Origin of the sequence: Streptomyces sp. NPDC050704 (assembly GCF_040654355.1) — a bacterium.
Taxonomy (GTDB): Bacteria; Actinomycetota; Actinomycetes; order Streptomycetales; family Streptomycetaceae; genus Streptomyces.
On sequence record NZ_JBFAHW010000248.1, the window covers coordinates 1 to 3,743 of the forward strand.

Here is a 3,743-nt window from a genome sequence, read left to right on the forward strand (position 1 = left end):
GTGTGCCTCGGTGCGAGGCACACGCCGACGGAGCGTTCCGTACAGCCTGCTGTCACTACTCGATGGCCGGGAGCAGCCCGGTGACAGGGGCGGCGAGGTCGGTCACCTGGTGCAGCTGGTTCAGCTGGTAGAGGTCGTTCAGCCCGTTGAGGGCGGCGAGCTGGGTGGTGGCCTTCGGGATCTCGGCCTTGTGCTCCGCCGGGATGTCGCTCACAGCGAGGGAGTCGAGCTCCGCGATGGGGTTCAGCTTTTCCATCTCCGGGAGGCCGGCGGCGCTCGCGGACGGTACGGCAAAGCCCGTGACGCCGACGGCGAGACCAACGGCGGCGACGATACGTCGTGTTGAGATCATGCTTTCAGCAACGGCGGCGGGCCGCCCGCGGACACGGCCGCGCCCCGTCACTCACCCGGGAGGCGCATCGTTTCGGCTGCGCTTGCCGGGACCGCCGAGTCGGAGGAGGCTCGAAGGAGAGGCCCTGCACGGCCCGCTCCGCACCGGACCGCGGCCTTCGCCAGTGGTCCACAAGGAGGTCCATCATGGGCACAGCGGCAGGCCCCGGCTTCGACACCGAAGCTCTGCGCCGGGGCATCGAAGGCCAGGACGCGGCAGCACTCCTGTCGCTCTACGCGGACGACGCGGAGATGCGCATCGTCGACCGCAACACCCAGCCCAGTCACCCGATGGTCATGCACGGCCGCGACCAGATCCGCGAGATGCTCGAAGACGTCTACAGCCGCGACATGACCCACAAGCTGGAGGAGTGCGTGGTCCAGGCCGACCACGTCGCCTACACGGAGTCCTGTCAGTACCCCGACGGCGTCAAGGTGCTCGCCAACTCCATGATGTCGCTGCGGGACGGCAAGATCGTCGACCAGACCGTGCTGCAGGCATGGGACGAGGAATCGTAGGAACAGCGGGAGGTCGCGCGGCGGGCACGGCCCCTGTCCCCGCGCCGGAGAGCCGATCCCGCGCCTCGGTTACTGTGGAGCCGGGCCGTGACTGGCGCTGAGGTGGAGTACCACCGGGGAGCGGCCTGACCAACAGGTCCCTGCCGCGCGCCTGGGCGAATCGTTTTCCACGACGCTCAGGAGTGGCTCATGTCCCAGGCCCAGCTCATGGACGGCACCGGCCTCGCACGGCGGATCGTCGAGGAGACGGCGAAGCGGGCCGCCGATCTCACCGAACGCACCGGGGTAGCGCCCTGTCTGGCCACCGTGCTGGTGGGTGAGGACCCCGCCTCCGTCACCTACGTACGGATGAAGCAGAACCGTTCCCGCAAGGCCGGGATCGAGTCGCGGCGGGTGGCCCTGCCCGCCGCGACCACAACGGCCGAGCTGGTCCACACGCTCACCGCGCTGTCCACCGACCCCACCGTGCACGGCATCCTGTTGCAGCACCCGATGGGGTCACACATCGACGAGCGCGCCGCCTTCGAGGCGATCGCCCCGGCCAAGGACGTCGACGGGGTCACCCTCGCCTCCTTCTCCGCGACGAGCTTCGGTCTGCCCGGCTTCGCGTCGTGCACGCCCGGCGGGATCATGCGGCTCCTCGACGAGTACGACGTCGACCCGGCCGGCAGGCGTGCCGTCGTGGTCGGCCGCAGCGCGATCCTCGGCAAGCCGGTGGGCATGCTGCTGCTCGGCCGCGACGCCACGGTGACGTACTGCCACTCGCGTACCGCCGACCTGTCGTCGGTCGTGCGCGAGGCGGACATCGTGGTGGCCGCGGTGGGGCGGCCCCGGCTGATCCGCGGGGAGGACATCAAGCCGGGCGCGGTCGTGATCGACGCCGGGTACAACCCCGGCAACATCGGTGACGTCGACTTCGACAGCGCCCGCGCGCGGGCCGGGCTGATCACTCCGGTGCCGGGCGGGGTCGGCCCCATGACGATCGCCACGCTGCTCGCCCAGACCGTCGAGGCGGCCGCGCGACAGACCGGCGTCTGATCAGCGCATCCAGGCGCTGTACTCCATGACGTCCCCCGCCTTGACGGCGTACTCGGGCTGGTCCTCGGTGAAGGTGGTCTCCAGCCCGAGTACGGCGCCGGTGGCGGGGTCCAGGATCAGCATCCGGCGGCTGCCGGTCTGCTGGTACGTGTACGCCTGGCCCCGACGTCCCAGACGGTCCGTCACCTCTCCGACGGGGTCCAGCCCCTTCGCGTCGGCCAGGATCCGGGCCAGCGCGGCGGACTCGCGGGCTCCCGGCGTCCAGTTGTCGAGCAACTCCCTAGTGGCGTCCAGGAGTTGAGAGGTGTCCATGACGCTGAGGCCGTCCAGCTCCTCCAGATAGGCGTACAGGCGCTTCGCGTCGTGTGGCGGCCGCGCCTGCGGCGGGGCGTCGCTCCAACTCGGCGGGTAGGTCTGCCTGCTGAGGACATGCCCGTCCTCGACCGTGCGCGGGTCGCCGCCGGGATCGGTGATGACCGGCTTGCCCGGATGGCGCGGATCGGTCGCGACGACGAGTTCGGTGCGGCTGTCGTCCGCGTGCCAGCGGACGATGCGCTCTTCGGGGAGCGTGACCGGCCGCTCGGCGTCCGGCCCCTCGGTCATGCTCAGACTCCACGACTGCACGTGGGTGCCCTGACGCAGGCGCGGCGAACCGTCGGCCGCGGCGGCCCCGGCACGCTCGGCGAGCCGTTCCAGGGGTACGGGCGTGGAGCCGGCCAGTGGCGTCAGCGGGCGGGGTGCGGCCACGGCGGGGGTGGTGCTCGGACCCGCGAGGAGCAGGGCGAGCGCGGTCACGGCGACGACGGCGGCTGTCGCGAGGGTCCAGACCAGACGCGGACGCCGGGGCCACAATTTCGTACGGCCGGGACTCCAGCACGTACGACGGGTGCGCAGGAGTTCGTTGAGGCGGCGCTCGGCGTCGTGGTCCAGTGGGCCGTCGCCGAAGTAGGGGGCGTCGGAGGTCACCGGATTGGCGCGGCGCAGCAGTTCGAGTTCGTCAGCCATGGCCGTGCTCCTTCGGGGTGTCGCGGCGGGGCGTTCCGGTGCCCTGGGTCACGGTGATCCGCATGCGGTCGATCTCGGCTCTCAGCCGGTGGCGGGCGCGGTGCAGGCGCATCGCCGCCGCCCGGCTGCCGCAGCCGAGGGCCACGGCGACCTCGTCGATGCCGAGTTCCTCCCAGGCGGTGAGCCGCAGGACCTCCTGGTCGGCCGGGGAGAGCCGGGCCAGCGCGTCGTGCACCCACGATCCGGGCCGCTCGGAGTCGGGGCTGTCGACCGTCTGCCTGCCGTTCGCGCTCTCGTCGTGGCCGAGCCTGTCGAGCAGGCGCCGGTGGCGTCCGTAGCCGCGTACGGCGTTGGACAGGCAGTTGCGTGCCACGCCGTACAGCCAGGGAAGCGGGGACTCGGGCAGGTCGGACCGGCGCCGCCAGGCGACCGTGAACACCTCCGCCACCACTTCCTCTACTTCGCTCGGTCGGCCGTCCAGTCGCCGCGCGACATAGCGGCTGACCGCCCAGTAGTGCTCGCGGTAGGCAGCGGCGAAGGTCTCGTCGTTGCTCATGTTTCGTTGGTGTCCGGCAGGCTCGCGATCGTCACACCTGTTTCCGTGATTCTTGTCGCCCGGCTCAAGTGTGACGCCGGATCGGGCCGCGGACACAAGCGGGACATGGAGAGCAACACTGTCACCACGGCGCTCGCGCCCCCACCTCCGCGCCGTCGGCCGGGATTCGCCGCCGTCCGCTGGCTGACGACCACGGATCACAAGACGATCGGCACGTTGTATCTGGTCACGTCGT

6 protein-coding genes and 1 riboswitch are annotated in these 3,743 nt (G+C 71.0%); of the genes, 3 read left to right on the forward strand and 3 right to left on the reverse strand.

The window, feature by feature from the left end; genetic code table 11:
* Positions 1–55: 55 nt before the first annotated feature.
* Positions 56–352 carry a hypothetical protein gene (locus tag AB0I18_RS51735; protein WP_363112837.1) on the reverse strand — a complete coding sequence of 99 codons (297 nt, stop codon included), beginning with the start codon at positions 350–352 and terminating at the stop codon, positions 56–58.
* 185 nt (positions 353–537) lie between these two features.
* Here AB0I18_RS51735 and AB0I18_RS51740 point away from each other — a divergent pair, with 185 nt between their 5' ends.
* Positions 538–909: a nuclear transport factor 2 family protein gene (locus AB0I18_RS51740; RefSeq protein WP_363112838.1), complete on the forward strand. Its 372-nt coding sequence runs from the start codon at positions 538–540 to the stop codon at positions 907–909.
* A 77-nt stretch (positions 910–986) separates the two neighbouring features.
* A riboswitch (ZMP/ZTP riboswitch) is annotated at positions 987–1,073 on the forward strand.
* Positions 1,074–1,098: 25 nt separating this feature from the next.
* Positions 1,099–1,947, forward strand: a complete 849-nt coding sequence (locus AB0I18_RS51745) for a bifunctional 5,10-methylenetetrahydrofolate dehydrogenase/5,10-methenyltetrahydrofolate cyclohydrolase (RefSeq protein WP_363112839.1) — start codon at positions 1,099–1,101, stop codon at positions 1,945–1,947.
* Here AB0I18_RS51745 and AB0I18_RS51750 read toward each other — a convergent pair whose 3' ends face one another.
* Both AB0I18_RS51750 and AB0I18_RS51755 read right to left on the reverse strand, forming a co-directional pair.
* The gene (locus AB0I18_RS51750; protein ID WP_363112840.1) at positions 1,948–2,952 is read right to left on the reverse strand and encodes a CU044_5270 family protein; all 1,005 of its coding nucleotides are present in this window, start codon (positions 2,950–2,952) and stop codon (positions 1,948–1,950) included. It lies immediately after the preceding gene.
* The gene (locus AB0I18_RS51755; protein WP_363112841.1) at positions 2,945–3,508 is read right to left on the reverse strand and encodes a sigma-70 family RNA polymerase sigma factor; all 564 of its coding nucleotides are present in this window, start codon (positions 3,506–3,508) and stop codon (positions 2,945–2,947) included. Before AB0I18_RS51755 ends, AB0I18_RS51750 begins: the two co-directional genes overlap by 8 nt.
* A gap of 45 nt (positions 3,509–3,553) precedes the next feature.
* Here AB0I18_RS51755 and AB0I18_RS51760 point away from each other — a divergent pair.
* A partial coding sequence (locus AB0I18_RS51760; protein WP_363112842.1) for a hypothetical protein occupies positions 3,554–3,743 on the forward strand: 190 nt, incomplete at its 3' end.

Coding starts and splice junctions, on each gene's coding strand:
- AB0I18_RS51735 (WP_363112837.1), bottom strand. CDS start 352: ATGATCTCAACACGACGTATCGTCGCCGCCGTTGGTCTCGCCGTCGGC.
- AB0I18_RS51740 (WP_363112838.1), top strand. CDS start 538: ATGGGCACAGCGGCAGGCCCCGGCTTCGACACCGAAGCTCTGCGCCGG.
- AB0I18_RS51745 (WP_363112839.1), top strand. CDS start 1,099: ATGTCCCAGGCCCAGCTCATGGACGGCACCGGCCTCGCACGGCGGATC.
- AB0I18_RS51750 (WP_363112840.1), bottom strand. CDS start 2,952: ATGGCTGACGAACTCGAACTGCTGCGCCGCGCCAATCCGGTGACCTCC.
- AB0I18_RS51755 (WP_363112841.1), bottom strand. CDS start 3,508: ATGAGCAACGACGAGACCTTCGCCGCTGCCTACCGCGAGCACTACTGG.